The sequence below is a fragment of the Kosakonia sp. genome (genome assembly GCF_032052965.1).
GTDB lineage: Bacteria > Pseudomonadota > Gammaproteobacteria > Enterobacterales > Enterobacteriaceae > Kosakonia.
The window spans coordinates 198496-224086 of record NZ_DAMBVN010000003.1; the positions used below are offsets into that span (position 1 = coordinate 198496).

24 protein-coding genes are annotated in these 25591 nt (G+C 54.4%); 9 read left to right on the forward strand and 15 right to left on the reverse strand.

The window, feature by feature from the left end; all coding sequences use genetic code 11:
* Positions 1–268 precede the first annotated feature (268 nt).
* Positions 269–382, forward strand: coding sequence for a protein YohO (locus RTX30_RS06045; RefSeq protein ID WP_312687822.1), 114 nt, complete (start codon positions 269–271; stop codon positions 380–382).
* Here RTX30_RS06045 and RTX30_RS06050 read toward each other — a convergent pair.
* The 5 genes from RTX30_RS06050 to bglX form a co-directional block, all read right to left on the reverse strand.
* Entirely contained in the window at positions 357–1094 is a 738-nt protein-coding gene (locus tag RTX30_RS06050; protein ID WP_312687823.1) for an ABC transporter permease, read from the reverse strand. The genes RTX30_RS06045 and RTX30_RS06050 overlap by 26 nt on opposite strands.
* Positions 1078–2025, reverse strand: a complete 948-nt coding sequence (locus RTX30_RS06055; protein WP_312687825.1) for an ABC transporter ATP-binding protein — start codon at positions 2023–2025, stop codon at positions 1078–1080. The genes RTX30_RS06050 and RTX30_RS06055 overlap by 17 nt, the downstream gene beginning before the upstream one ends.
* The gene (locus RTX30_RS06060) at positions 2022–3173 is read right to left on the reverse strand and encodes an ABC transporter permease (RefSeq protein ID WP_312687827.1); all 1152 of its coding nucleotides are present in this window, start codon (positions 3171–3173) and stop codon (positions 2022–2024) included. The genes RTX30_RS06055 and RTX30_RS06060 overlap by 4 nt, the downstream gene beginning before the upstream one ends.
* A gap of 8 nt (positions 3174–3181) precedes the next feature.
* Positions 3182–4099: an ABC transporter substrate-binding protein gene (locus tag RTX30_RS06065; RefSeq protein ID WP_312687829.1), complete on the reverse strand. Its 918-nt coding sequence runs from the start codon at positions 4097–4099 to the stop codon at positions 3182–3184.
* A gap of 148 nt (positions 4100–4247) precedes the next feature.
* Positions 4248–6545 (reverse strand): beta-glucosidase BglX, encoded by a 2298-nt coding sequence (gene bglX, locus RTX30_RS06070; RefSeq protein WP_312687832.1) that lies wholly within the window; start codon positions 6543–6545, stop codon positions 4248–4250.
* Positions 6546–6733: 188 nt separating this feature from the next.
* Here bglX and dld point away from each other — a divergent pair, with 188 nt between their 5' ends.
* Both dld and RTX30_RS06080 read left to right on the forward strand, forming a co-directional pair.
* The gene (gene dld, locus RTX30_RS06075) at positions 6734–8455 is read left to right on the forward strand and encodes a D-lactate dehydrogenase (RefSeq protein ID WP_312687834.1); all 1722 of its coding nucleotides are present in this window, start codon (positions 6734–6736) and stop codon (positions 8453–8455) included.
* A gap of 115 nt (positions 8456–8570) precedes the next feature.
* On the forward strand, positions 8571–9125 hold the full coding sequence (locus RTX30_RS06080; RefSeq protein WP_312687836.1) for an N-acetyltransferase family protein: 555 nt from the start codon (positions 8571–8573) through the stop codon (positions 9123–9125).
* Here the strand turns inward: RTX30_RS06080 and pbpG are convergent, their stop codons facing one another.
* A complete protein-coding gene (gene pbpG / locus RTX30_RS06085) occupies positions 9126–10073 on the reverse strand; it encodes a D-alanyl-D-alanine endopeptidase (protein ID WP_312687838.1) in 948 nt (315 codons plus the stop codon).
* Positions 10074–10253: 180 nt separating this feature from the next.
* Complete coding sequence (locus tag RTX30_RS06090) at positions 10254–10841, reverse strand: Yip1 family protein (protein ID WP_312687841.1); 588 nt, start codon at positions 10839–10841, stop codon at positions 10254–10256.
* 169 nt (positions 10842–11010) lie between these two features.
* Here RTX30_RS06090 and RTX30_RS06095 point away from each other — a divergent pair, with 169 nt between their 5' ends.
* Entirely contained in the window at positions 11011–11595 is a 585-nt protein-coding gene (locus RTX30_RS06095; RefSeq protein WP_312687844.1) for a DedA family protein, read from the forward strand.
* On the opposite strand, the gene RTX30_RS06100 is transcribed toward RTX30_RS06095, so the two are convergent.
* Positions 11592–12365, reverse strand: a complete 774-nt coding sequence (locus tag RTX30_RS06100; RefSeq protein WP_312687847.1) for an SDR family oxidoreductase — start codon at positions 12363–12365, stop codon at positions 11592–11594. The genes RTX30_RS06095 and RTX30_RS06100 overlap by 4 nt on opposite strands.
* 236 nt (positions 12366–12601) lie before the next feature.
* Entirely contained in the window at positions 12602–13549 is a 948-nt protein-coding gene (locus RTX30_RS06105) for an MBL fold metallo-hydrolase (RefSeq protein ID WP_312687849.1), read from the reverse strand.
* Between the two features lie 73 nt (positions 13550–13622).
* On the opposite strand from RTX30_RS06105, the gene RTX30_RS06110 reads away from it, so the two are divergent.
* Entirely contained in the window at positions 13623–14537 is a 915-nt protein-coding gene (locus tag RTX30_RS06110) for a LysR substrate-binding domain-containing protein (protein WP_312687851.1), read from the forward strand.
* Between the two features lie 41 nt (positions 14538–14578).
* Here the strand turns inward: RTX30_RS06110 and RTX30_RS06115 are convergent, their stop codons facing one another.
* From RTX30_RS06115 to dusC, 6 genes are all read right to left on the reverse strand, one after another.
* A complete protein-coding gene (locus RTX30_RS06115; RefSeq protein WP_312687854.1) occupies positions 14579–15970 on the reverse strand; it encodes a 6-phospho-beta-glucosidase in 1392 nt (463 codons plus the stop codon).
* Between the two features lie 15 nt (positions 15971–15985).
* Entirely contained in the window at positions 15986–17842 is a 1857-nt protein-coding gene (bglF, locus tag RTX30_RS06120) for a PTS beta-glucoside transporter subunit IIABC (protein WP_312687857.1), read from the reverse strand.
* A 138-nt stretch (positions 17843–17980) separates the two neighbouring features.
* A complete protein-coding gene (gene bglG / locus RTX30_RS06125; protein ID WP_312687859.1) occupies positions 17981–18814 on the reverse strand; it encodes a transcriptional antiterminator BglG in 834 nt (277 codons plus the stop codon).
* Between the two features lie 158 nt (positions 18815–18972).
* A complete protein-coding gene (gene surE, locus RTX30_RS06130) occupies positions 18973–19845 on the reverse strand; it encodes a 5'/3'-nucleotidase SurE (protein ID WP_312687861.1) in 873 nt (290 codons plus the stop codon).
* Between the two features lie 29 nt (positions 19846–19874).
* Positions 19875–21200: an OprD family outer membrane porin gene (locus RTX30_RS06135; RefSeq protein ID WP_312687866.1), complete on the reverse strand. Its 1326-nt coding sequence runs from the start codon at positions 21198–21200 to the stop codon at positions 19875–19877.
* 247 nt (positions 21201–21447) lie between these two features.
* Complete coding sequence (gene dusC, locus RTX30_RS06140) at positions 21448–22404, reverse strand: tRNA dihydrouridine(16) synthase DusC (RefSeq protein ID WP_312687869.1); 957 nt, start codon at positions 22402–22404, stop codon at positions 21448–21450.
* 231 nt (positions 22405–22635) lie between these two features.
* Here dusC and RTX30_RS06145 point away from each other — a divergent pair, with 231 nt between their 5' ends.
* The 4 genes from RTX30_RS06145 (at position 22636) to sanA (ending at position 25585) form a co-directional block, all read left to right on the forward strand.
* Complete coding sequence (locus RTX30_RS06145; protein WP_312687871.1) at positions 22636–23034, forward strand: CidA/LrgA family protein; 399 nt, start codon at positions 22636–22638, stop codon at positions 23032–23034.
* Complete coding sequence (locus tag RTX30_RS06150) at positions 23031–23726, forward strand: CidB/LrgB family autolysis modulator (RefSeq protein WP_312687873.1); 696 nt, start codon at positions 23031–23033, stop codon at positions 23724–23726. Before RTX30_RS06145 ends, RTX30_RS06150 begins: the two co-directional genes overlap by 4 nt.
* 129 nt (positions 23727–23855) lie before the next feature.
* Positions 23856–24740, forward strand: coding sequence for a cytidine deaminase (cdd, locus tag RTX30_RS06155; protein ID WP_312687876.1), 885 nt, complete (start codon positions 23856–23858; stop codon positions 24738–24740).
* A gap of 125 nt (positions 24741–24865) precedes the next feature.
* Entirely contained in the window at positions 24866–25585 is a 720-nt protein-coding gene (gene sanA / locus RTX30_RS06160; RefSeq protein WP_312687878.1) for an outer membrane permeability protein SanA, read from the forward strand.
* The last annotated feature ends 6 nt before the right edge of the window (positions 25586–25591 follow it).

Sequence of the window (25591 nt, forward strand, 5' to 3'; positions counted from 1 at the left end):
GCATCAACCGAAACCGCGTACCATACAGGGAGTCGCCTTTCGTTTCTTTGAAGCTTTCCAAAAAAATGCCAAATCGTGCTCAATATCACACCGTGGCGCAGCCTGAAGATACCTTAAGGTAAATCCCGCAGCGCCGGGGGTGGCAGCGGTACGAAAACATCACGGCAGGATGCGGTGGCAACAACCGGCGTTGTCTTACTGGCATTTAATGTTTTATCAACAACACGGCAGCCTTTATACTGAGCCGTCTTAACAAAAGGAGCATGCCATGAAGCCTGGTAAAATTCTCGTCGTCACCCTTTTTCTGCTGATGGCGATCGGCGGGATCAGCGGGGTGATGCTGGCGGGGTATTCGTTTATTGTGCGTGGCGGTGTCGGTTAAGCGCCCGCGCTAACCGTTCAAATCCTCTGTCGACAATGATGGCGGCCAGCGCGACCAGAATCGCCCCTTGCAGCACATAAGCCGTATTAAAACCGCTCAGGCCGATGATAATCGGCGTTCCCAGCGTACTGGCACCCACCGTTGAAGCAATGGTGGCGGTACCAATATTAATGATCACCGAGGTGCGAACCCCGGCGATGATCACCGGCGCTGCCAGCGGCAGTTCCACTTTCAGCAGACGCTGGCTGCCGCTCATTCCCATCCCCTGCGCCACGCTTTGCACGCTCTCTGGCACAGCGGCAATACCCGCCAGCGTCCCCTGCAGGATCGGTAAAACCCCATACAGAACCAGTGCGATAATCGCCGGCTCTTTACCAAACCCCAGTACCGGAACGGCAATCGCCAGGACGGCGACCGGCGGGAAGGTTTGCCCAACCGCAGCAATGGTTTCCGCCAGCGGACGAAACTCTCGCCCCGCCGGACGGGTCACGGCCACCGCCACGCCAATGCCCAGTACAATGGCAATAATGCTGGAAACCGCAACCAGTGAGAAATGGGCGGCAGTCAGCGCGACAAAACTCTCCTGCAAATAGACCGGGCGCGGCTGTTGCGGAAACAGCATGCTAAACAACGCCGTACTGTGCGGTAGCCAGAGTAGCAGCGCAACAAATAGCGCCACCAGCCATAACAACGGATCACGCAGGCAGGTCACCGGCAGCCTCCACGCGCAATAAATCGCGAAAATGTAAAGTGCCGCAACGCTGCCCCTGTGCGTCCTGCACAGGCAGGACTTCCTGCTGGCGGGCAACAAAGGCAGACAGCGCCTCGCGCAGCGACATATCGTCCCGCAGGGGATCACCTTCGACAAACTGGTCGTGGCGCACGTAACCGCGCACCTGGCGCAGCGACAACAAGCGAATACCCAGCTCGCTACGACCAAAAAATTCGCGCACAAAATCATTATGCGGGGCGGTCAGCATCTCCAGCGGTGTGCCCTGCTGCACCACTTCACCGCTGTCCATCAGCACCAGGTGATCGGCCAGTTGCAACGCTTCATCAATATCATGGGTTACCAGCACAATGGTGCGCCCCAGCAGACGGTGAATACGCACCATCTCCTGCTGCAAGGCGCTGCGCGTGACCGGATCCAGTGCACCAAAAGGCTCATCCATGAGTAACACTTCTGGATCGGCGGCCAGTGCCCGGGCAACCCCGACCCGCTGCTGCTGCCCACCGGAAAGCTGGTGTGGAAAACGATCGCGGAGCGACGGCTCCAGACCAAGCAGCGCCATCAGTTCATCAACTCGCGCGTGACGCTTGCTGCGCGACCATTTTTGCAGTTGCAGCACCGTGGCGATGTTTTGCGCCACCGTCCAGTGCGGAAACAGGCCAATCGACTGGATGGCATAGCCCATCCGACGGCGCAACTCCAGAACCGGCTGGCGACGAATATCCTCCCCGGCAAAGCAGATGGTGCCTTCATCATGCTCAACCAGCCGGTTGATCATCTTCAGAGTGGTGGATTTCCCGGAGCCGGACGTGCCAATCAACACTGAAAACGCACCGGTTTTGACGTGCAGATCCAGATGGCTCACTGCCCGCTGTCCGGCAAAAATTTTACTGACATTCTTAAACTCAATCATGGCTGTTTTACCTTCAGCAATGCGATGCCCAGACCGAACAGGGCATCCACGATCACCGCCAGTGCGATGACCGGAATCACGCCGAGTAGCACCAGATCCAGCGCACTACTCAGCAGCCCCTGAAACACCAGCGAGCCAAAACCGCCCGCCCCAATCAAGGCAGCAATCACCGCCATGCCGACCGTCTGCACCGCCACCACCCGCAGGCTGCGGAGCAGCAGCGGCAAGGCCAGCGGCACACGGACACGCCAGAATCGTTGCTGGCGATTCATGCCCATTGCTTTGGCGCTTTCCAGCACTTCTGGCGGAACCTGATTTAATCCTGCGACCACGCCGCGAACCAGCGGCAGCAAGGCATAGAGAATTAATGCGATCAGCGCAGGTGTCAGCCCGGTTCCGGCAATGCCAAACCGCGAGAGCCACGGAAAGTGCTGCACCAGCCCGGCCAGCGGCGCAATCAGCAAGCCGAACAATGCGACAGAAGGAACGGTCTGAATAATATTCAACAGCGTAAAGACGGGCCCCTGACGCAAGGGATGGCGGTAGCACCATAGGCCGATAGCGAAACCGATCACCAGTGCCGGGAATAATGTTCCGAACAACAAGGTAAGATGCTGAGCAAGCGCATCGTTAAATACATCCTGACGGTTGCTGTACTCGCGCAGCAGCGAGAGATCATCCAGTTCGCCGCTCAGCAGTAACCCCAAAGGGACACACCAGATTTGTGCGTGCAGTAACCAGCGCCACACCGGATGGTGGGCAAAACGGCGGATGGCGTCGCTACAGGCCAGCAGCGACAGGGCCAGCCACAGCCATAAGCCGCTACCGGGGGAGGTGCGGGCCAGCGCGCTACCGGATTGTGCGAGATCCGTTGCCGCCCTCCCGGCGCTCCAGACCAGCAACCAGACCAGCCCTTCTGCCAGCAGCAGAGTCGCCACCTGCGCACGCCGTCCGGGCAGGAAGCTGAACACCAGCAGCAGGCAGGGCATCAGCAACCATTGTGCCGGGAACAGTTGCCATAACGCACGGCTTTCGCCAGACACCAGCCGGTTCGGCGCATAATTGATAAACGGCAACGCGGTGGCGACCAGCGCCAGCACTATTAACAGCAGCAGTACGCGGTTATGGCAGCGTATCGAAACATCCATTGTGCGACTTATTTCACCAGGCCTTTTTCATGCAGATAATTCGCCGCCACTTTCTTCGCGTCCAGCCCTTCAACGGCAATGCTGGCATTCAGTTTTTGCAGCGTCTTTTCATCCAGGCTGGCGAAGACCGGCTTCAGCCATTCATCCAGTTTGGGATAAGCTTTCAGTACTGCTTCGCGTACCACCGGCGTGGGCGCATAAATCGGTTGCACGCCTTTCGGATCGCTCAGTGTTTGCAGCCCCAGCGCCGCCACCGGGCCATCGGTGCCATACGCCATGGCGGCATTCACCCCGGAGGTTTGCTGCGCGGCCGCTTTAATGGTGACCGCCGTATCACCACCCGCCAGCGACAGTAGCTGGTCCTGCTTAAGTGTAAAACCGTAGGCTTTTTCAAAAGCAGGCAGCGCATCGGTGCGTTCTATAAATTCTGCAGAAGCGGCCAGTTTGAAGGCCCCGCCCTCTTTCAGATAACGGCTGAGATCGTCAAGGGAGGTCAGTTTATTTTTCTGCGCCAGATCCTGACGCACGGCGATGGTCCAGGTGTTATTGGCCGGAGCAGGCGTGAGCCAGACCAGTTTGTTCTGTTCAGCGTCGAGCTTTTTCACTTTTTCGTAGCCCTGCTGCGCATTTTTCCATGCTGCATCTTTTTCATCTTTAAAGAAAAAAGCGCCGTTACCGGTATATTCTGGATAGATATCCAGCTCGCCGGACGTGATGGCCCCGCGCACCACCGGTGTGGTGCCAAGCTGAACTTTATTGACTGTTTTTACGCCATGACTTTCCAGTACCTGCAAAATAATATTGCCCAGCAGCGCACCTTCCGTATCGATTTTAGAACCTACTTTTACCGGTTCTGCTGCCTGCAAAGGTAAACTCACCGCCGCCAGCAGCGCCAGTGAGCGGGCAATCTTCTTCGTGATTGTCATTCTGTTTTCCTCAGTTTTACTGCCTTTTTCAGCAGCTTGAGAAAAAAGCGTAGCTGAAAAACAGCGGCTTTGTCGTGTGAACACGTTAAACGATATAGGAATAAGGTATAGCCGGAGGGATCAGGCCGGTTTCCCGGCCTGCAAGGGATTAACGCAACTCAAACTCGCCCTGTTTAACACGGGCAGAATCGACACCGATAAAGACATTAAATTTGCCCGGTTCCGCGTCGTATTTCATGCGCTGGTTCCAGAACTTCAGGGCTTCAACATCAATCGGGAAGCTGACGGTTTTGGTTTCGCCAGGCTTCAGGTTGACCTTGTCAAAACCGCGCAATTGTTTCACCGGGCGGCTCATCGAGGCGGTAACATCCTGAATGTACATTTGCAGAACCGTATCCCCTTCGCGTTTGCCCGTGTTGGTCACCTGTACGCTGGCGGTCACTTTGCCGCTACGCGTCAGCGTCGGTGCCGACATTTTCACATCGGAGACAGTGAACGTAGTGTAACTCAGGCCATAACCAAACGGATACAACGGGCCATTGGCTTCATCAAAATAGCGGGAGGTGTATTTGTTCGGTTGATCGGCATTGTACGGACGCCCCGTATTCAGGTGGCTGTAGTACACCGGGATCTGCCCGACAGAGCGCGGGAACGACATTGGCAGTTTACCGGACGGGTTGTAATCGCCGAACAGCACATCGGCAATCGCATTACCGCCTTCCGTCCCGGCGAACCAGGTTTCCAGGATCGCATCCGCTTGCTGATTTTCTTTCACCAGTGCCAGCGGGCGACCGTTCATCAGCACCAGCACCAGCGGCTTGCCAGTGGCTTTCAGCGCCGCGATCAAGTCACGCTGGCTCTGCGGAATGGTGATATCGGTCCGGCTGGAGGCTTCATGGGCCATGCCCTGCGCTTCACCGACAACAGCCACCACCACGTCAGACTTTTTCGCTGTGGCGACCGCTTCATCAATCATTTGCTGCGGCGAACGCGGATCAACCACTACCGCCGGTTCATACAAATTCAGGAAGTTAACGATGTCTTTATCGTTGGTGATGTTGGCCCCTTTGGCATAAACCACCTCGCCTTTACCGGCGAGCGCGTTGCGAATGCCGGTCAGCACCGTCACTGACTGGTCAGCCACGCCTGCCGCAGACCAACTGCCCATGGAGTCACGTTTGCTGTCCGCCAGCGGCCCAATCACCGCCACCGTGCCGGATTTTTTCAGCGGCAGCGTGTTGAGACGGTTTTTCAACAACACCAGGCTTTCGCGCGCCACTTCACGTGCTTCTTTACGGTGCAGACGGCTCTCGGCATTGGTGTCCTGCGGATCGGTTTCTTTCGCGCCCAGATGGCTGTACGGATCGTTAAACAGTCCCATATCGTATTTCACGTTCAGCACATGGCGGGTCGCATCATCCAGTTCTGCCATCGTTACTTTGCCGGACTTCACCAATCCCGGCAGGTATTTGCTGTAGTACTCGTCGCTCATACTCATATTGATGCCGGACTTCAGCGCCACGCGCACGGCATCTTCCGGGTCCGCCGCGGTACCATGTTTGATGAGCTCTTTAATGGCGCCATGGTCAGAAATGGTAATGCCTTTGAAGCCCCACTCATCGCGCAGCAGATCTTTCAGCAGCCAGGCGTCCGACGACGCAGGCGTGCCGTTAAGGGAGTTAAGCGCCACCATCACGCCACCGCTACCAGCATCCAGCGCGGCTTTATACGGCGGCATATAGTCGTTGAACAGACGTTGCGGGCTCATGTCTACCGTGTTGTACTCTTTGCCGCCCTCCACAGCGCCATATGCGGCGAAATGCTTCACGCTGGTCATCACCGAATAGCGATCCGCCGGGCTTTTGCCCTGCATCGCTTCAACCATCGTGCGGCCCAGGGTTTCCGTCAGGAAGGTGTCTTCGCCAAAGCCTTCGGATACGCGCCCCCAGCGCGGATCGCGGGAGACATCCACCATCGGTGCCCATGTCATGTTCAGGCCATCGTCAGCGGCTTCATACGCCGAAACCCGGCCGACCGTTTTCACCGCATCAAGGTTAAAACTGGAGGCAAGGCCAAGGCTTATTGGAAACACAGTGCGCTGACCGTGCACCACGTCGTAGGCGAAAAAGAGAGGAATTTTCAGCCGGCTAAGCTGCATCGCCTGATCCTGCATCGCGCGGATGTCCTGGCGGGTGACGGTGTTGAAAATGGCCCCAACCTGGCTCACTTTGATCATGTCGCGGATCGCCTCTTTCGGGTTATCCGGGCCGACGCTAATCAAACGCAATTGACCGATTTTTTCATCGACGGTCATTTTTTTGAGCAACTCAGTGACAAATGCATCCCTTGCTTCTGGCGTCAGCGGATGATTGCCGAACATCTCTTCAGCCAGCGCGGGTTGCAGCGCAAGGCTCACAGCGACACCTACAGAACATAGCCATTTCATGTCGTTTCACTCTCTTGTATTTTCACCCAAAACCGCGGAACGGGCCGCGAAAGCACGCAGTGTGACATAATCCTGGCACGTCTTGCAGAGTTGAACTCTGATTTTTATGCGAATTCACTCCCTCCGCCCGGTTAACAGGACTACTATCAATAGGCGAAAAAAGCCATGTTTAGCCAAAGGAGGGGAACATGCCACACGAAAATAATACCTTTATTACCGAACTTAAACGGCTGGTTGGCCCATCTCACCTGCTTACCGATCCGGCAAAAACTGCCCGCTACCGTCGGGGTTTCCGCTCCGGCCAGGGCGATGCGCTGGCGGTTGTTTTTCCCGGTACGCTGCTCGAACTGTGGCGCGTACTGGATGCCTGTGTCCGCGCCGATAAAATTATCCTGATGCAGGCGGCGAATACCGGCCTGACCGAGGGCTCCACGCCAAACGGCAACGATTATGATCGCCAGATAGTGATTATCAGCACACTCAGGCTGGATAAATTACACCTGCTGGATAACGGTCAGCAGGTGCTGGCGTGGCCGGGCGCCACACTCTATTCACTGGAAAAAGCCCTGAAACCACTGGGTCGCGAGCCGCATTCCGTCATCGGTTCGTCATGCATTGGTGCATCGGTCATTGGCGGTATCTGTAATAATTCCGGCGGCTCGCTGGTGCAGCGTGGCCCGGCCTATACCGAAATGTCGCTCTTTGCGCGCATTGATGAACAGGGCAAATTGCAACTGGTGAATCATCTTGGTATCGACCTGGGTTCCTCACCAGAAGCAATCCTCAGTAAGCTCGATGATGAACGCCTTCAGGAGAGCGATGTACGATACGATCAGCGCCACGGCCACGATCACGATTACGTGACCCGCGTACGCGATATCGACGCTGACACCCCGGCACGTTACAATGCCGATCCTGAACGACTGTTTGAGTCCTCCGGGTGCGCGGGCAAGCTGGCTGTCTTCGCTGTACGCCTCGATACCTTCGCCGCCGAAGCGCAGCAGCAGGTCTTTTACATCGGCACCAACGACACGGCAGTGCTCACTCATATCCGCCGCCATATTCTGGCCAACTTCACGCATCTTCCCGTCGCCGGGGAGTATATGCACCGGGATATTTACGATATTACCGAGCGTTACGGCAAAGATACCTTCCTGATGATCGACAAACTCGGTACCGACAAAATGCCGTTCTTCTTCACCATGAAAGGGCGCACAGAAGCGCTGCTGGAAAAAGCCGCTCTGTTCAAGCCGCATCTTGTTGACCGTTCGCTGCAAAAAATCAGCGCCCTGTTCCCGTCGCACCTGCCGCCGCGCATGAAAACCTGGCGCGATAAGTACGAGCATCACCTGCTGCTGAAAATGTCCGGCGGGGGCATCGACGAAGCACAAAACTGGCTGAAGAACTATTTTGCCGAAGCGGAGGGCGACTTTTTCGTCTGTACGCCGGAAGAAGGCAGCAAAGCCTTTTTACACCGTTTTGCAGCGGCGGGGGCCGCCATCCGTTACCAGGCTGTGCATGCCGACGAAGTGGAGGATATCCTGCCGCTGGATATTGCCCTGCGGCGTAACGATACCGAGTGGTTCGAGCACCTGCCGCCAGAGATAGACAGCCAACTGGTGCATAAACTCTACTATGGCCATTTTATGTGCCATGTTTTTCACCAGGATTACATTGTGAAAAAAGGGGTAGATGCCCATGCGCTTAAAGAGCAAATGCTGGCACTGCTTCGCGCTCGTGGAGCGCAATATCCGGCTGAGCATAATGTCGGTCACTTGTACGAAGCGACAGAAGCGTTAAAACGGTTTTATCGGGAAAATGACCCAACGAACAGTATGAATCCCGGGATTGGTAAAACCAGCAAGCGTAAATTCTGGCAAGAAAGCGAAGCGCCGGATAATCGTCACTGAACGCGGGCAAAGTAACCGTACAACACGCTGTATTGTGTGCTCCATTCATACTAGAGTAGCGAAAAGGCCATAGAAACGTTTCTATGGCTTCCTGCTTTGAAGGAGCACACCGGTTATGTCTGCTGTTGATGTCTTATCTGGCCCTGCGGTCGTGGTGCGTGATGCCTGCCCTGAAGATGTGCACGCGATTACGTCCCTTTACAGCTGGCATGTCCTCCACGGTCGCGCTTCCTTCGAAGAAGTCCCCCCCACCATTGAAGAAATGCGTGCCCGCATGGCGAAAGTGGCCAGCGACGGTTTACCCTGGATGGTCGCCCTCTATCATGGCATTGTCGTCGGCTACTGCTATGCCAGTTTCTATCGCCCACGAGAGGCTTACCGCTACACACTCGAAGAGTCGATTTATGTCGACGCCAGCATGCCGGGGCACGGTATTGGCAGCACCTTAATGCAGGCGCTGATTACACGTTGTGAAGAGGGGCCGTGGCGGCAGCTTATTGCGGTGATCGGCGATGGCAACAACAATGCCGGCTCGTTGCGTCTGCATAAGAAATACGGTTTTGAGCTTGCCGGGCAGTTGCGCAGCGTCGGCTATAAAAAAGGGGACTGGCGGGATACGTTGATTATGCAGCGCCCACTCAACGACGGTGACTGGACGCTGCCGGAATAGTTAATCGTTTTGCGCGGTTTGCGCGCCAGCCTCAGACGGGTTTTGCGCCATCTGCGCTGCTTTCTGGCGCTTATAACTCAACGCCGATGCGGGAACAGGCTGAACTTTGCCGGTTTCAATCCAGGTCCGCAGGCGGCTGGCATCGGCAAAGTGGGTGAACTTGCCAAATGCATCCATCACCACCAGTGCCACCGGTTTATTGTTGATAACCGTGCGCATCACCAGGCAGTGCCCGGCCGCATTGGTAAAGCCGGTTTTTGTCAACTGAATATTCCAGTTATCGCGGTACACCAAATGGTTGGTATTGCGGAACGGCAGCGTATATGCCGGGTTAGCAAAGGTCGCCATCTCTTCACGCGTGGTGCTCAGTTGCCCGATCAGCGGGTACTGTTTTGTCGCGATCAACAGTTTGGTCAGGTCACGTGCGGTCGAAACGTTATGAATCGACAGCCCGGTTGGTTCCACATAGCGGGTGTTGGTCATACCCAGCGCTTTGGCTTTAGCATTCATCGCCGCTATAAACGCGTTGTAACCGCCTGGGTAGTGGTGCGCAAGGCTGGCGGCAGCGCGGTTTTCCGACGACATCAGCGCCAGCAGCAGCATATTGCGGCGGCTGATTTCGCTGTTCAGACGCACGCGGGAATAAATCCCCTTCATTTCCGGTGTCTGACTAATGTCGACAGAGAGTTTCTCATCAAGGGGTTGCCGGGCATCCAGTACCACCATTGCCGTCATCAACTTGGTGATGGAGGCAATCGGGCGGACCAGATCCGGGTGACTGGAATAGATCACTTGATTGGTTTGCAGATCGACGATCATCGCGCTACCTGAAGCAATTTCAGGTTGAGCGGCAGTGACCGGAGCAGTCGTTTTCGCAACAGCGAACGGCGCCACAGGCGCAGCCAACAATAAAGCCAGGCTTAATAAGGAAACTCGAAATTTCTGCATGGTGAGACTTCTGAAAATTATTCACGCACGTTATTACGCACACCGCATCTGTAAGTCAGAGCTATGACAGAGCTGGCTTTGGCATAATAGCCGTCAGTCAGGGTTGTCGCCACAGGAGAATGATTGCCAGAGATTGCGTTGCCAGCTTTTACACCAGCAACGCACAGGGATCATACGGCATCAGAACAGGCGGTAACCGTAGCCCCACAGGATGACGGTCAGCGCCAGCAACACTTCCAGAACCAGTACACCAATAGCCAGCGTTGAACTGGAGAAGTTCATCCCCTCTTCCTTATTGATATTCAGGAAGGTTGGAATGCCCACATAAAGCAGATAGCCGGTATAGAACAGCGCCACGGTACCGACCAGCGCGCACAGCCATACTAATGGGTAAAGTGCGACCAGCCCGCTGAGGAATAACGGCGTTGCCACATAACCGGCAAATACCATACAGCGCCCCAGCGAAGGCCGTTGCGGGTAGCTGCGTGCCATCCACCAAATCACGCGCCCCATCACCGCCACGCCTGCCAGCATAAGTGCATAGAACAGAACGGCCAGATAGAAACCGGTAAACAATGACAGCGTCACCACACTGTTTTCACCAAAATTCCAGCCGATTTGCGTTGTACCAATAAAGGCGCAGATAACCGGAATCGCCGCCATAAACAGCACGTGGTGGGTATAGTGATGCGAAATTGTCTCGTTTTCGCCCTTGATAAGCTGCATTTCACGATCGGGATGGGAAAGAAGTCCCCAGACATGGTTCATAACGCCCCCTTGCTAATGCCCGAACATCGACACGTTCAGTATAATTCACTCTAGCGGTTATTTTATGTACAACACAAAAAAGACCGCATCGGCGGTTTTGTTTGTTCCGGCGAGAACGCGTTATCGGGTGTATGCTTAAAGGCGTTTTACCGGGAGGACGTAATAACCAATGGATATCAATAATCTGATTAGCCAGTATGGCTATGCTGCTCTGGTGATTGGTAGTGTTGCTGAAGGGGAAACCATTACCCTGCTGGGCGGCGTCGCGGCACATCAGGGGTTGCTGCGCTTCTGGCTGGTGGTCGTATCGGTGGCGTTAGGCGGAATGATTGGCGACCAGTTGCTCTACCTGGTTGGCCGCCGCTATGGCACCAAAATCCTGCGTCGGTTTACCCGCTACCGGGAGAAAATTCATCAGGCGCAGTCACTGATCCGCCGCCATCCTTACTTGTTCGTTATCGGTTCACGCTTTATGTATGGCTTTCGCATTATCGGCCCGATATTAATCGGTACCAGCCATCTGCGACCGAAAATTTTCCTGCCGCTGAATATTATTGGTGCCATCGTCTGGGCGTTGATTTTCACGACTCTCGGCTATGTAGGCGGGGAAGTGATTGGCCCGTGGCTGCACCAGTTCGACCAGCATGTAAAACGCTGGATCTGGCTGGCGATTGCGCTGGTGCTGGTACTTTGCCTGCGCGGCTGGATCCACCACCGGCGCAAAAAACGCCGTAACCCTCCGTCAGAACATTAGGACGTTTTCGGTTTGAATTGCGGGTTCGCCAGCATAAAACCGCCATCAATAATAAACGATTGCCCGGTGGTGTAGCTGGCGTCAGCCGAACAGAGCCAGGCCACCATACTGGCAATCTCACGGGTCTTACCGGGCCGCGCCAGCGGGATGATAGGCATGGAACCGGGTTTTGCATCCTCGTCCTGCATATTATTCATTGGCGTTGCGATGGCCCCCGGTGCCACGGCGTTCACCAGAATGTTGTGCTCCACCAGCTCCAGCGCCATCGACTGCGTTAAACCACCGAGCGCGTGTTTGGCGGCTGTGTACGCACTGGCCTCCGGTAGCGGCGTATGCTCATGTACCGAGGTAATATTGACGATACGTCCGCCCTCCCCCTGGCTTACCATCTGGCGGGCAGCAATTTGCGAACATAAAAATGCCCCATCGACATCCACGGTAAAAATGCTGCGCCACGCCTCAAATGTCACATCAAGAAACGGCGCTTTGCTCATCGCCCCGGCATTATTGACCAGCGCATCAAGACGCCCGAAGCGTTCAATCAATGTACGGATAGCCTGTGCGCCTTGCGGCAACTGGCTAAGATCAAGCTGGATGGTCTCGGCGCGCCGGCCCTGCGCTTCAACCTCGCGGGCGGTTTCTTTCGCGCCGGCTTCGTCGGTGTACCAGGTGATGCCGATATCAAACCCTTGTTCAGCCAGCATTAGCGCGCACTGCTTGCCAATTCCGGAATCTGCTGCGGTCACAATCGCTACTTTTGATCCAGACATGTCATGCCCTCCCCCTCGAATCGTAAACAGCTAAGTATAGAAAAAAGGCAGAAATGCAGGAGATTGCCTAAGCTTGCACTACGCATAAAATCAGGAGGGCACGGAAAATGTTGAAGATTTTACTTTGGGTAATACTGATTATCTTTTTAATTGGGCTGTTAGTCGTTACCGGCGTGTTTAAAATGATCTTCTGATCCCCAGCCGGAGGGCAGTGCCCTCCGGCCAGATAGTTACTCTCACTGCGCACTGTAATTGATCGGGACCCAGCGATAGCCCTGATCGGCTTTCATCACTTTGCCGATGCCAGGAAAGGCGATATGTGCCGCCGCTATCCAGTCCCCCTCGCGTGCGACCTGCGCCAGCACTTTTTCCCGTGTCGCTACAGCCTGTTGCTGATTCACATCAAAATGGATAGCGACCTCAGGCTGCGGTAACTGCACGGGATGCGCATGGATAATATCGCCCCATAACATCAACGTTTTGCCGCCATGATTGACCCGATAAATCACGCTGCCCGGCGTATGACCCGGTGCGGGAATGGCGTCAATGCCTGGCAGGATCTGTTCCGGAGCTTGGAAGGTACTGAGTTTGCCAGCCTCAATGACCGGACGCAGAGAACGTTCAGATTCCGCAAACGTATGACGTTGCCCCTCTTCCACCCTGTTCTTATTGGCCACATTCAACCAGAAGTCGACATCGCGTTGATCGACCCGGACAGTTGCGTTCCTGAACACTGGCTTTCCGTCGCGCTGTACGCCACCGGAGTGGTCAGCATGAATATGGGTCAGCAACACGGTATCTATAGCGTCCGGATCGATACCCGCCGCCCGCAGGTTCTCGAGAAGATGCCCGCCCGCCTTTCCAAACAGCTGCCCGGCTCCGGCATCGACCAGAATCAGTTGCATACCGGTGTTGATCACAAAAGCATTGATGGAAGTTTCGGCATTCACCGGCAGGTTGGCCTGCGCCATCCGCTGTTGCATCTGTTGCGGCGTAATGTGCGTCAGTAATTTATCAAATGGTACCGCCACCGTGCCGTCGGAAACGGCAGTGATTTGCCAGTCTCCCATCGCCATTCGGTAGTAGCCGGGTGCCTGCGATTGTTGTGTCGACAATGGCGCGCCCACGGCGCTTTGCATCATACCGGTGGTTAACAAAGCCAGTAAAAGTGGATAACGTTTCATTATTCCCTCCGCGAGTTTCTGTTGCATCAGTATCCCGCCACCGCTACTATCACTCCAATTGATTGGAGCAATAATGACTATCAAAGAAAATGATTTCCGCAAGATCGATCTGAATCTGCTGATCGCCTTTGCTGTGCTGTTTCGCGAACAGAGTGTCTCTGCAGCCGCCGATAAACTGCATCTTGGGCAACCGGCGGTGAGCGGTGTGCTGTCACGCCTGCGCAATTTGTTCGACGATCCGCTATTTATCCGCAGCGGTCATCGCATGCAGCCCACAGCGCGGGCAACAGAACTGCACAGCGAATTGCTGCCGTTGCTGGAGCAATTGCAAAGCGCGTTGTTCCAGCAGGCGGCTTTCGATCCGCACACGGTGAGCGCCACGCTGACGCTGGGAATGGCCGACTGGGTTGAAATGTGGCTCATGCCGACGCTGATCCCTGCGCTGCAATGCGCGGCTCCCGGCATTCGGCTGAACGTTGTAGCCAGCGATCCCTTCAGCGATGCTGCGCGCCTGGAAGGGGGCGAAATGGATCTTGCCATCAGCGTCGCGCCAGCCGGGCCACGCTGGCTTGAGCGCGAAGTGCTGGCGACCATGCCATTTGTCACTCTCTGGCACCCGAAGCAGCTGACGCTAACTGCCCCCCTGGATACTGATACCTTTGCCGCTCTGCCGCATTTGATGGTCAGTTACCGGGAAGCGACCGGCAGCCACTTTGACACGTTGCTGGCAAAAACCGGCCACCAGCGGCAGATCCTCTATACGACGCCGCATTTCTCGGCCCTGCCGGGATTGCTGGAAACCCTGCCTGCACTGGCAACGGTTCCGGGAGGACTGGCAACGGAGTGGCAACGAACACGGGGTTTGCTGGCAAGCCCGCTCCCGCTCGAGGTGGAACCGGTAGAGATCGCTATGCTCTGGCATCAGCGCCACAGCAGCGATCCGGCAGTGATGTGGCTAAAAGGATTTATCGCTGAGTTACTGCAGTGAGGAGCTGCCCGGCGGCAATGCGCGCACCGGGCAGGTAAAGCTTACTTCAGAGTTGCGCCATTGCTGGCAATCACGTCCCGGTACCAGTAGAAGCTTTTCTTACGACTACGCGCCAGCGTGCCATTGCCTTCATCGTCACGATCGACATAGATAAAGCCGTAGCGCTTGGAGATCTCGGCTTTTGAAGCGCTGACCAGATCAATCGGGCCCCAACTGGTATAACCCATCACCTCAACACCGTCTTCAATCGCTTCGCGCACTTGCACCAGGTGATCGTTCAGATAGTTAATACGGTAGTCATCGTTAATGGTGCCATCCGCTTCCACCTTGTCTTTCGCACCCAGCCCATTTTCGACAATAAACAACGGCTTTTGCCAGCGATCCCACAACATATTCAGCAGGGTGCGCAGGCCAATCGGATCGATCTGCCAGCCCCACTCGGAACTCGCCAGGTGCGGGTTTTGAACCATGCTAAGAATGTTGCCGCGCGCTTTCTGGTTCAGCGCTTCATCGGTGGTGACACAACCGGTCATGTAGTAGCTGAAGGAGATAAAATCGACCGTCGATTTCAGCGCTTCCCGATCGGCATCTGTGATCTCAATGGCGATGCCATTGTCCTGGAAATAGCGCAGCATATAGCCCGGATAAGCACCACGGCACTGCACATCGCCAAAGAACTGCCAACTGCGGTTTTGTTGCAGTGTCTCGAAGATATCTTCCGGTTTACAGGTCAGGGGGTACATCAGACCGCCCAGCAGCATATTGCCGATTTTCCCGTCAGGAATGATCTCGTGGCAGGCTTTGACTGCCAGCGCGCTAGCAACCAGTTGATGGTGGATGGCCTGATACACATCCGCTTTGCTGCTGTTTTCCGGCAAACCTACCCCCGTCAGCGGCGCGTGCAGGGACATATTGATTTCGTTAAACGTCAGCCACAGCTTGACCTTGTGCTGGTAACGGGTAAATACCGTACGCGCATAGCGTTCAAAACAGCCAATGGTATGGCGGTTACCCCAGCCGCCATACTGTTTTACCAGCCCCCACGGCATCTCATAGTGAGAAAGGGTGACCAGCGGCGTGATGCCATGTTTGGCTAGCTCATCGAAGAGGTTGTCGTAAAAAGCCAGCCCGGCTTCGTTTGGCGTGGTTTCGTCGCCATTCGGGAAAATACGCGTCCAGGCAATGGAGACGCGCAAACAGCTGAAGCCCATTTCTGCAAACAGCGCAATATCTTCCGGGTAGCGATGGTAGAAGTCGATAGCGACATCTTTCAGGGCAGCATCACCCGGCACACGCTCAACCACATCGCCAAACACCCCTTTCGGCTGTACGTCCGACGTGGAGAGGCCTTTCCCGTCCTCCAGATAAGCGCCTTCTACCTGATTCGCGGCAATCGCACCGCCCCATAAGAACGTTTTCGGGAATAATTTCATTGCAGACTCCTTTGATTAACGGGCCACCGCCAGCAGCGGCATCCCGGCTTGAACTGAGCTTGTTGCGACGGTGCTGACCCCACCGAAGCTGTCGCTGTTACTGATAATAATTGGCGTGGCGAGATCGAACCCGCTGGCAATGATCGCTGCGCGATCGAACTCCAGTAGCAGATCGCCGGCCTGCACTTTGTCGCCAACGCGGACATGCGCCGTAAAAGGTTTACCGCCCAGTTTTACGGTGTCGATACCGACATGGATCAGCACTTCAATGCCGTTATCGCTTAGCAGGCCAATGGCATGTTTCGTTTCAAACAGCGAGGCTACTTCCCCCGCAAACGGTGCGGTTACCCGCCCATCCGCCGGAATAATCGCTACTCCCTCGCCCAGCAGGCCGCTGGCAAAAGTAGAATCAGGGACTTGTTCCAGCGCTAACACGGTGCCGCTCATCGGTGCCAGCAACGTATTGTCATCCACTTCTGCCGGGGTAATGGGAGCATTTTCTGCCTGCATTTTTGGCAGGCCGGCGACGCACGTCAGCACGGTAGAGAATATGAACGCCACCGCGCAGCCGAGGATCCCGCCCCACAGGGTGGCATCCACTCCGCCCGGCGGGATCATTTGTGCCAGCGTGAAGATATTCGCAAAGCCGAACGAATAAACCTGCGTATGACTAAAACCAACAATGGCTCCGCCCAGTGCACCAGCGGTGCAGCCAAAAATAAATGGACGTCGCAGAGGTAAGGTCAGCCCGTAGACTGCCGGTTCGGTAATGCCGAAAATCCCTGCTGCGATCGCCGAGCCTGCCAGCGCTTTCTGCCGCCCGTCGCGGGTGCGCAGAAAGATACCTAATGTGGCCCCAACCTGACCAAACACGGCAGGTAACAGAATCGGCAGCATGGTGTCATGACCAAACACCGCAATGTTGTTGATCATCAGCGGTACCAGTCCCCAGTGCAGGCCAAAAATTACGCAAACCTGCCACAGTGCACCCAGAGCCGCACCGGCTGCCCATGGTGCCAGCGTGTAAATTGTCTGGTAACCCAGCGCCAGCATCTGGCTAAGCCAGGTAGCAACCGGGCCAATGATCAGGAACGTTAGCGGTACAGTGATGGCGATACAGATCAGCGGCGTAATAAAATTTTTCACCGATGAGTGCAGCAGGCGGTTGCCCTGTTTTTCCAGCCAGCAGCTTACCCAGGCGGCAAGAATAATCGGGATCACCGAACCGCTGTAATTCAAAAAGGTGACGGGAATACCGAGGAAAGATTCACTCACCGCCCCCGCGGCCTGGCTGGCGCTGAAGGCGCTGATCATCAGTGGGTGGGTCAGCGCGCCGCCCACCACCATAGTAACGAACGGGTTGCCGCCAAATTTTTTCCCGGCGGTATAGCCCAAAACCAACGGCAGGAAGAAAAAGAGGGCATCGCTAGTAGCAAACCAGATTTTATAGGTGCCACTGTCCGTACTGAGCCAGCCGCAGACCGTTGCCAGCGACAGCAGACCTTTGAGGATCCCCGATGCGGCGAGAATGCCAATAAACGGCGTAAAAATGCCGGACACAATGTCGATTAACCGGCCAAGCAGATTGCCTTTTTCTTCGGTTGCTTCGACCGGCGTGTCATCCGTCAACCCAGCTTCTGCGCGTACCGCCTGCCAGACGTCGTGAACGTGATTGCCAATCACCACCTGAAACTGGCCGCCGCTCTCCACAACCATGATCACACCGGGGTTGGCTTTAAGCCCTTCGGCATCGGCTTTTTGCGTCTCTTTTAACTTAAAGCGCAACCGCGTAGCGCAGTGCACCAGACTGTTGATGTTTTCCTTTCCACCAACGTGGCTAAGGATCTCTTTCGCCAGCGCTTGATATTCCATGCTGTGTTCCTTGCTTCTTGCCCGAAGGCGGTGACTGAGTAAAAAAAAACCTGAGACCCGCATCTTGCGATGCCGGACTCAGGTTTTGCCTGCGTTTTACCACGCAGTAACAATCCAGATGGTCTTCGAAGCCAGCGCTTAGCGCCGGTCCTTTCTCACTCGCTCAATATGAATGGCGAGAAACATGATCTCTTCTGTCGTCAGGTCACGCTGGTAGTTGCTGACCAGATGACGCGCCACTTTTTCAGCGCAGGTCCAGGCCAGCGCGTAATTCTCTTTCACCGCCTGGTGCAGCGAGAGATCGTCATCTTCGACTACCGTGCGGCTCAGCATGCGCTGAGAGAAAAACTTCAGGTGCGTAACAAAGCGATGGTAGCTCAGCGATTCTTCATCGTACTCCAGCTTGAGCTGGTACTTCACGATATGGAGAATTTCCTGCATCACTTTGGTGATGTGCATCACCTCTGGCATTTCGCTATTCAGCTGCGCCGTGACCAGATGTAAAGCGATAAAACCGGCCTCATCTTCCGGCAATTCCACGCCGAGACGTTTGGCGATGATCGCCCGTGCTTCCTGCCCCAGTTGAAACTCTTTGGGATAGAGGCGTTTAATTTCCCATAACAGCACATTACGGATCACTGCGCCCTTTTTCTGCCGTTCGATAGCAAAAAAACAGTGGTCTGTCAGCGTGATGTAAAGACTCTCCTGCAGTTTACCGAGCCGGCCACGCGCGAGATCAATAATGCGGTCGCAGGCCGTCATCACCTCCAGCGGGATCTGACTCAGCAGTTCGCTCAGGCGGCGCACCAGCTCATCGCTTTGCAGTGCAAACACTTTCTCGACGCTGGCTTCATCCAGTCGATCGCCGGGACGTTTTTGAAAGGCAATACCTCTGCCCATCACCACTTGCTCGCGCTGATGCTCGTCCAGCACCACCACGACATTGTTATTTAAGACTTTGGCGATCTTCATCCCGACCCCGGAAACAAAAAAACCTGACATCCGACAGAAGCCAGATAATCAGGTTTAGCCTGCTTGCGCAGTAACAATCCACCCGTGCACTCTACCAGCTTCACCGTAACGAACAATGAGACGGCAAACAAAATGTGATCGCCGTCTCAGCCGTTTAGTTATTGAAAAATGGCTTTGTATTGAGGCTCATACTGTGGCGCATTCCATTCGCCGTCCAGCAACGACCAGGTAATGTACCCTTTATTCAGCCAACCGGTATCGGTATCTGCCTCGCTGGGTTCCAACACTTTTTGGCTCATGATTTGTTGAGCACGCCCATCTGCAAGCAATTTGTAGGTGTGTTGGGGCGCCGGAAACTGCTCATTGGCCACGTATTTTTGCCCTTTAATCTCCTTTTTCGTCAGTGGCGGATAGTTAATGCTTACACCGGAACCTTTTGGCAACACCGGCTGCCCGGTCTGCCAGTTACTGTTGATTTGATCGACCAGCGAGACCACATAATCCACAGAGTCCGGCCAATATTTATGGGTAGCTGGCCAGCCCGCTTTCATCTCCTCCGCTGTCAACAAGTATCCAATACTGGCTGCAATAGCCGGATAGCCATAGCGCACTGCGCGTACTGCTGCGCCAACCGTACCGGAATTGAGTTGCGCTACACCGGTATTTGGCCCGTCGTTAACGCCCGATATCACCAGATCTGGCGGGTTATCTTTCAGCACCCCAAGCAAGCCGAAATCCAGCGCATCCGCCGGCGTGCCGGGAAAGCAGTAGCGTTTATCCGCCACCTTTTTTACGTCAAAAATTTTATTGGGTTTAAAGGTGATCGCCGACCCGATACCACTCTGATTGGTGGCAGGTGCCACCATCCATACCTCATAGCCTTTGGCGGCCAGTTTTTCTTGCAGCGAGATCGTGCCAACAGACTCGCAGCCGTCATCGTTCACCAGCAATATCCGCATTGCCTGTTCAGCGGCCTGAGCGTGAGCCATGGTCAGCATGCTTAACAGCAATCCCAGTACTGTTTTTTTCATTATTAATTCCTTTTATTTATATTAGCCTTTTAATTCAGCAGACCAAATTTGTATTCCATCGACACCGTGCCGCCAATGCCTTTTGCTCGATGGAAGGTGCGTTTATCTTCTGTCAACCAGGGTTTACCATTTATTAATTTCCAGCTATAGCTTGGTCCGATTCCGGCGAACAAGGAAAAACCCTTAATCATTTTCGGTGTCCAGGCAAAATAACCGCCATATTCCCACTGGGTTAGCGCCGTATCTTGATATTTCGCGCCAAAGCCATAATTACCAAACAACCCGACAGTCAATTCCGGCGAAAATTTATATCTCCCATACCAATAGAGCATTTGTTCGCCGTCATTGACATAATCGTTTCCTTCTCCGTCGGCAGGACTATTAAATGCACCCCGGGTATTTTTACCTAAATGCCAGTAGAAACTGCCCAGGCCATTTTTCAGCGGCGCTTTTGTTTTTGACCAGCCTATTCCGGATTCAATATCGTTATATTGGTAACCCACCAGAGCAAAAAGATGCCGGGCGCTACGGTTAAAGCCACGTGTGCCTTCCCATTCACTTAAGCCACGGTTGTAATACCAGCTTCCACGCAACAGGAGTTTTTCCTGCACGCCAAGCGGCATTGAGAATTGTGTTTCTAAACCGTGGCGTTGTAAATAGTGCTGACTCTCGCCACTCAGCCACGTTATGCGCATGTTTTTTGTTGGGCTCCAGTTCACGTCGCCAGTGACGATATAGTCAATCGGTTTGCCGCTTTGCAAAGTATAAAAGCGGCGTTTCTCTGGCTCGTCGCGCTCAGAAAAACGAGAAACCCAGGCGCCACGGGCAGACAGGTCCTCCCATTGTGTGACCAGGCTTACGCCCTGCCACGAGCTTGGCGCAGCGCGACTACGGGTGACGTTGAGGATGCCGAATTTGTACAACTGCTGCCAGCCAGCATTGAGCTGCGCGTATTTTTTGTCCTCTCCCCATTTCAGTTTGGCGTAGAGCTGGCCAACTTTGTTGAAGCCTTCCGCCTTGCCGTTGGCATCGCGCACCAGATCCCTGCCAGCGAAGTTGTCGTTGGCATAGAGTTTCGCCACGCTATACCAGGAGGCATCTATGCCCAGCGTATCCTGATACCAACCGCTTTGATAATCCAGCAGCACGCCTTGCGCCCAGGCGCGCTGTTCGCCGACGCCGGCTTGCTCAAGTTGATCGCCGGTATTGAACATCCATATATTTTTTAGCGTAACGTTAAACAGACTCTCTTCAAAAAATCCCTGGGTGGCGAAAGGTAAATCATCAGCGGAAAATGCCGGGCTATTACAACCCATAATGAAAACCAGAGGTAAAGCGAATTTAAATGACGCCATACGGTTCTTTCCATTTTATATTTAGATATGCAAAAAGCATATATCCAGAAAAATACAGATAATTATTAGATGATTGTTTAACTATTTCACTTAAATAGTTATAAAAATAAAGCAAAAAAAACCCAAACCGTAAACCCATGGAAGATGGATTTAAACGCTTTAGGTTTTGCCTGTATTACAGTGACAATCCTGAGTTGCTGCGCGAATATCAATAACACTCCGCCTTGCAATGATCCAGCGACTTATTTTATAAATCTGCAGAAACGTGATTTAGCTCGCGGGAAATAGCTGCTGCAATTTCATTTGCGGTTTTATAGGTGCGAATAGTGGCAAAAAGATCGCCCGCTTCAATATATTCTTTTCGTAAATAACTTAGCCACTGTTTTATACGTGCGACATGATATAAACCGGTATCACCCTGTTTTTCCAGCTGCGTATATTTGACTAACAGCGCGACCACCTGCGGCCATGGCATTCGGGGCTCATTATATTTTACAACCCGGCTCAAATTGGGCACATTTAATGCGCCACGCCCGATCATGACCGCATCGCAGCCAGTAGCCGCCAGGCAGTGCTGAGCGCTTTGCCAGTCCCAGATCTCCCCGTTCGCGACCACGGGAATGGTTAACCGCTGGCGGATTTCACCAATCGCCTGCCAGTTAATACGCTCGGCTTTATAGCCATCCTCTTTGGTACGCCCGTGTACGACAAGTTCGCTTGCGCCAGCCTGCTCCACGGCATCGGCAATTTCGAACTGCCGCGATGGGCTGTCCCAACCCAGCCGTACTTTTACTGTCACCGGGAGATGAGCGGGTACTGCTTCGCGCATGGCTTTTGCACCACGATAAATCAACTCGGGGTCTTTAAGCAGCGTGGCCCCCCCGCCACTGCCATTGACCAGTTTCGACGGGCAACCGCAGTTAAGATCTACCCCCCACGACCCCAGTTCCACCGCACGGGCTGCGTTTTCCGCCAGCCACTCCGGGTATTGCCCAAGCAGCTGGATGCGCACCCGCGTGCCGGATGAAGTGCGGCTTTGCCGATGCAGTTCAGGGCAGATTTTATAAAACGATTTTACCGGCAACAGTTGATCCACCACGCGCAAGAATTCGGTGATGCATAAATCGTAATCGTTTACCTCGGTCAGCAGCTCGCGCACCAGCGAATCGAGCACACCTTCCATTGGCGCCAGTAACACACGCATAAATCGCCCCGGAAAAAATGAGGCGCCATAGTAGCGTCTCTGCTGCAGCGTGGAAAGTGCCTTTGTGGTAGTGCAAAACTACACTTTGCTGGGAGTCAGCCGGAAAAATCATGTGGGAATGCATAACGTTCCAAAAAGGAATGTTTGGTATGCTCATAATTCATGATGTGATCGGTAGCACGTTTTTAGCTTTAATTGTATGATGAATGCGTTTAGGCAAGGGCTTTCACCATGAGTAAATCATTGAATATTATCTGGCAATATCTTCGTGCTTTTGTACTTATCTATGCCTGCCTGTACGCAGGGATCTTTGTGGCTTCGCTGCTGCCTATTGCCATTCCTGGCAGCATTATCGGTATGCTGATTATGTTTGTGCTGCTGGCGCTGCAAATCCTGCCCGCGAAATGGGTTAATCCCGGCTGCTTTATATTGATCCGCTACATGGCGCTGTTATTTGTGCCGATTGGCGTTGGCGTCATGCAGTATTACGACCTGCTGCGCGCACAGTTTGGCCCGATCATCGTCTCCTGTGCTATCAGCACGGTGATTGTCTTTTTGGTGGTGAGCTGGAGCACACATCTGGCGCACGGTGAACGTAAAGTGGCGGGGCAAAAAGGTAGCAAACAATGATGACGTATATTTGGTGGTCGTTGCCGCTGACACTGGCCGTTTTTTTTGCCGCACGTAAGCTGGCCGCACGTTTCAAAATCCCGCTGCTTAACCCGCTTCTGGTGGCCATGGTGGTGATCATCCCAATCCTGCTGATCACCGGTACACCGTACGACCACTATTTTCAGGGCAGCAAAATCCTTAACGACTTATTACAACCTGCGGTGGTGGCGCTGGCCTTTCCACTTTATGAGCAACTGCACCAGATTCGCGCCCGCTGGAAGTCGATCATCACAATCTGTTTTGTCGGTAGCCTGGTGGCAATGGTCTCAGGCACGGCTATCGCACTGTTAATGGGAGCGACACCGGAAATCGCCGCCTCAATATTACCGAAGTCGGTAACAACGCCGATTGCCATGGCGGTGGGCGGTAGCATCGGCGGTATTCCTGCGATAAGCGCAGTGTGTGTGATTTTTGTCGGTGTACTGGGCGCGGTCTTTGGCCATACCCTGCTAAACCTGATGCGTATCCACACCAAATCTGCCCGCGGCCTTGCAATGGGCACTGCCTCGCATGCATTGGGCACGGCGCGCTGCGCAGAACTGGATTATCAGGAAGGGGCGTTCAGTTCACTGGCGCTGGTAATCTGCGGCATTATTACCTCATTGATTGCGCCGTTTTTGTTTCCGCTGATCGTCGCCGTAATGCGTTAAAATTTGCGATTCGTCGCGCATTTTTCATTTGAGTTTCATTAGTTGCACATACAGTGTGAAGTGAATCACACATAAGGGCTATTTAGCCCCGTAAACTACGATTCCAACACACTGTTACGAGGCAACGCCATGCATTCACGTTTTCACACTGCGTTTTCCGGGCTTGCGGAGAATGTGCAATCCGCGCTGGCTCCCCTGTTGGCGGATGTGCATTTCCCCGCCATGCTGAGCGCGGAGCAGGTGGCAACCTTGCACAGCGCCTGCGGGATGGACGAAAACGCACTGGCTTTTGCGCTGCTGCCGCTGGCCGCCGCCTGCGCCCGCACGGAACTGTCCCATTTCAATGTCGGCGCTATTGCCCGGGGAGTCAGCGGAGCCTGGTATTTTGGCGCCAATATGGAATTCCTCGGTGCTACCATGCAGCAGACTGTCCATGCGGAACAGAGCGCCATTAGCCATGCCTGGGCGCGCGGCGAGAAAGCACTCGCATCAGTGACAGTCAACTACACGCCTTGCGGCCACTGCCGTCAGTTTATGAATGAACTGAATAGCGGGCTGGATCTGCGCATTCATCTGCCAGGACGCGCGGTGCACACCCTGGCCGACTACCTGCCGGATGCTTTCGGCCCGAAAGATCTGTCGATCAAAACGCTGCTGATGGATGAGCAAAACCACGGTTTTACCCACAGCGGCGACGCACTGGCGCAGGCTGCCGTTAACGCGGCGAACAGAAGCCACTCGCCGTATACACACTCCCCTTCCGGCGTGGCGATTGAATGCCGTGATGGCCGTATTTTCTACGGCAGCTACGCAGAAAACGCCGCCTTTAACCCCACGCTACCGCCGTTACAAGGGGCCCTCAATTTACTCAACCTGAGCGGATATGATTATGTGGATATGCAACGCGCCATCCTGGCAGAACGTGCCGACGCGCCGCTGACGCAATGGGATGCCACCGTGGCAACGCTGCGGGCGCTGGGTTGCCAGAATATTGAACGAGTTCTGTTGGCGTGACGCACATCACTGCGGAGTCACACCCGCAGTGATGAAAAAGCCCGCAATTGAGCTGCCGTTTCTTGCGCTTGCCGGACGGGTAAAGTAGCCTGAGTGAAATTTCAATCCTGCACCGAGTCTCCCGCATGTTAAAGCGTTTGTTATACAGCCTGTTAGTCCTGGTCGGCTTGCTGCTGTTAACCGCGCTTGGCCTCGATCGCTGGATGAGCTGGAAAACCGCGCCCTATATCTACGACGATTTGCAGGATCTCCCCTGGCGGCAAGTGGGCGTCGTGCTCGGTACCGCCAAGTACTACCGCACTGGCGTCATCAATCAATACTATCGTTATCGTATTCAGGGTGCGCTGAACGCCTATAACAGTGGCAAGGTGAATTACCTGCTGCTCAGCGGTGATAATGCTCTGCAAAGCTATAACGAACCGATGACCATGCGTAAGGATTTGATTGCTGCGGGGGTTGACCCTTCGGATATCGTGCTGGACTACGCGGGCTTTCGCACCCTGGACTCTATCGTTCGCACCAGAAAAGTGTTTGATACTAATGATTTTATTATCATTACGCAGCGTTTCCACTGTGAACGTGCGCTGTTTATTGCCCTGCATATGGGCATTCAGGCGCAGTGTTATGCGGTACCATCGCCGAAAGATATGTGGAGCGTGCGTGTACGTGAGTTTGGTGCACGCCTGGGAACCATTGCCGACCTGTATATGTTTAAACGCGAGCCGCGCTTCTTAGGGCCGCTGGTCCCCATTCCCTCACTGCAGGAAGTCCCGGACAATGCCCAGGGCTACCCGGCCGTTACCGCCGAGCAGCTTCTCGATATTCAGAAAAAAGGGAAAAATTAAGACGGT

Bases quoted from the DNA above. Each gene is read 5' to 3' on its own strand.
- RTX30_RS06045 (WP_312687822.1), top strand. From the start codon at position 269: ATGAAGCCTGGTAAAATTCTCGTCGTCACCCTTTTTCTGCTGATGGCG.
- RTX30_RS06055 (WP_312687825.1), bottom strand. From the start codon at position 2,025: ATGATTGAGTTTAAGAATGTCAGTAAAATTTTTGCCGGACAGCGGGCA.
- RTX30_RS06060 (WP_312687827.1), bottom strand. From the start codon at position 3,173: ATGGATGTTTCGATACGCTGCCATAACCGCGTACTGCTGCTGTTAATA.
- RTX30_RS06065 (WP_312687829.1), bottom strand. From the start codon at position 4,099: ATGACAATCACGAAGAAGATTGCCCGCTCACTGGCGCTGCTGGCGGCG.
- bglX (WP_312687832.1), bottom strand. From the start codon at position 6,545: ATGAAATGGCTATGTTCTGTAGGTGTCGCTGTGAGCCTTGCGCTGCAA.
- dld (WP_312687834.1), top strand. From the start codon at position 6,734: ATGCCACACGAAAATAATACCTTTATTACCGAACTTAAACGGCTGGTT.
- RTX30_RS06080 (WP_312687836.1), top strand. From the start codon at position 8,571: ATGTCTGCTGTTGATGTCTTATCTGGCCCTGCGGTCGTGGTGCGTGAT.
- pbpG (WP_312687838.1), bottom strand. From the start codon at position 10,073: ATGCAGAAATTTCGAGTTTCCTTATTAAGCCTGGCTTTATTGTTGGCT.
- RTX30_RS06090 (WP_312687841.1), bottom strand. From the start codon at position 10,841: ATGAACCATGTCTGGGGACTTCTTTCCCATCCCGATCGTGAAATGCAG.
- RTX30_RS06095 (WP_312687844.1), top strand. From the start codon at position 11,011: ATGGATATCAATAATCTGATTAGCCAGTATGGCTATGCTGCTCTGGTG.
- RTX30_RS06100 (WP_312687847.1), bottom strand. From the start codon at position 12,365: ATGTCTGGATCAAAAGTAGCGATTGTGACCGCAGCAGATTCCGGAATT.
- RTX30_RS06105 (WP_312687849.1), bottom strand. From the start codon at position 13,549: ATGAAACGTTATCCACTTTTACTGGCTTTGTTAACCACCGGTATGATG.
- RTX30_RS06110 (WP_312687851.1), top strand. From the start codon at position 13,623: ATGACTATCAAAGAAAATGATTTCCGCAAGATCGATCTGAATCTGCTG.
- RTX30_RS06115 (WP_312687854.1), bottom strand. From the start codon at position 15,970: ATGAAATTATTCCCGAAAACGTTCTTATGGGGCGGTGCGATTGCCGCG.
- bglF (WP_312687857.1), bottom strand. From the start codon at position 17,842: ATGGAATATCAAGCGCTGGCGAAAGAGATCCTTAGCCACGTTGGTGGA.
- bglG (WP_312687859.1), bottom strand. From the start codon at position 18,814: ATGAAGATCGCCAAAGTCTTAAATAACAATGTCGTGGTGGTGCTGGAC.
- surE (WP_312687861.1), bottom strand. From the start codon at position 19,845: ATGAAAAAAACAGTACTGGGATTGCTGTTAAGCATGCTGACCATGGCT.
- RTX30_RS06135 (WP_312687866.1), bottom strand. From the start codon at position 21,200: ATGGCGTCATTTAAATTCGCTTTACCTCTGGTTTTCATTATGGGTTGT.
- dusC (WP_312687869.1), bottom strand. From the start codon at position 22,404: ATGCGTGTGTTACTGGCGCCAATGGAAGGTGTGCTCGATTCGCTGGTG.
- RTX30_RS06145 (WP_312687871.1), top strand. From the start codon at position 22,636: ATGAGTAAATCATTGAATATTATCTGGCAATATCTTCGTGCTTTTGTA.
- RTX30_RS06150 (WP_312687873.1), top strand. From the start codon at position 23,031: ATGATGACGTATATTTGGTGGTCGTTGCCGCTGACACTGGCCGTTTTT.
- cdd (WP_312687876.1), top strand. From the start codon at position 23,856: ATGCATTCACGTTTTCACACTGCGTTTTCCGGGCTTGCGGAGAATGTG.
- sanA (WP_312687878.1), top strand. From the start codon at position 24,866: ATGTTAAAGCGTTTGTTATACAGCCTGTTAGTCCTGGTCGGCTTGCTG.